This window comes from Azospirillum sp. B506 (assembly GCF_000333595.1).
Lineage (GTDB): Bacteria > Pseudomonadota > Alphaproteobacteria > Azospirillales > Azospirillaceae > Azospirillum.
Map to the genome: position 1 here is coordinate 1 of NZ_BADK01000144.1, position 1,535 is coordinate 1,535.

Below are 1,535 nucleotides of genomic sequence, written 5' to 3' on the forward strand. Positions count from 1 at the left end.
ATGTAGTTGCAGGTGCCGTTGAGGATGCCGTGGATTTCCGACACGGCATTGCCGGCCAGCCCCTCGCGCAGCCCCTTGATGATCGGAATGCCGCCGGCCACCGCCGCCTCGAAGGCGACGGTCAGGCCACGGGCTTCAGCCTTCCGGGCAATCTCGGTGCCATGGACGGCCAACAGCGCCTTGTTGGCGGTGACCACATGCTTGCCGGTCTCCAGCGCCGTGGCGACGGTGTCACGCGCCGGGCCTTCCGAGCCGCCGATCAGCTCCACCACCAGATCGGCACCGGATTGGGCAGCCAGGGCGACGGGATCGTCAAACCATTGCACCTGCGACAGATCGACGCCGCGGTCCTTGCCCTTGGAGCGGGCGCTGACCGCGATCACCTCGATCCGGCGGCCGCAGCGCTGTTCGATCAGCGGGCTTTGCGCGTCCAGCAGCTTCAGGACGCCGGCGCCGACGGTCCCGAGGCCGGCGACGGCGATTTTCAGGGGGGCTTGCTGGGCGTTCGGCATCAGGCTTTCGCTTTCTCGGATTCCAGAAGGGCGGCGCGGGCCGCCGGGTCCTTGCTCGCCGCGACGCCACCGGCGTTGGAGCGGAAGAACTCCTTGATGTTGCGGGTCGCCTGGCGGATGCGGTGGATATTCTCCACCATGGCCAGACGGACATGGCCGTCGCCGTATTCGCCGAAGCCGATGCCCGGCGCCACCGCGACCTCCGCCTGCTGCAAGAGCAGCTTGGAGAATTCCAGCGAGCCGAGATGGGCGAACTGCGGCGGGATCGGCGCCCAGGCGAACATCGACGCCTTCGGACTGGGGACTTCCCAGCCGGCGGCGGCCAGACCCTCGATCATCACGTCGCGGCGCTGCTTGTACATGTCGCGCACCTGCTGCACGCAGTCCTGCGGACCGTTCAGCGCGGCGGCGGCAGCGACCTGGATCGGCGTGAAGGCGCCATAGTCGAGGTAAGACTTGATGCGGGCCAGCGCGGTGATCAGCGTCTTGTTGCCGGTGGCGAAGCCGATACGCCAGCCGGCCATCGAATAGGTCTTCGACATCGAGGTGAACTCGACCGCGATCTCGCGCGCTTCCGGGATCTCCAGGATCGAGGGCGGCGGATCGTTGTCGAAGAAGATCTCGGCATAGGCCAGATCGGACAGGATATAGATGCCGTGCTTACGGCAGAACTCGACGATCGGGCGGTAGAAGTCCAGCCCGACCACCTCGGCCGTCGGGTTCGACGGGTAGTTCAGCACCAGCGCCAGCGGCTTCGGCACGCTGTGGCGGACGGCGCGCTCCAGCATGATCATGAAGCTGTCGATGTCGGTCGACGCCCCGTTCTCCATGCCCACCGGCAGGTGGCGCACCGAGGCGCCGGCCAGGAGAAGCCGAACGGATGGATCGGGTAGCTGGGGTTCGGCACCAGGATGATGTCGCCCGGACTGGTGATCGCCTGGGCGAGGTTCGCCAGACCTTCCTTCGAGCCGATGGTGACGATGCACTCGGTCTCGGGATCGACGTCGACGTTGAAGCGGCGCT

Annotated in this window: 1 protein-coding gene and 1 pseudogene; both read right to left on the minus strand. The window is 66.8% G+C overall.

The window, feature by feature from the left end; all coding sequences use genetic code 11:
* A partial coding sequence (locus tag I71_RS05265) for a homoserine dehydrogenase (protein WP_042691768.1) occupies positions 1-512 on the minus strand: 512 nt, incomplete at its 3' end.
* Positions 512-1,535, minus strand: a pseudogene (locus I71_RS05270) (aminotransferase class I/II-fold pyridoxal phosphate-dependent enzyme); the annotation flags it as partial. The pseudogene I71_RS05270 and the gene I71_RS05265, both read right to left, overlap by 1 nt.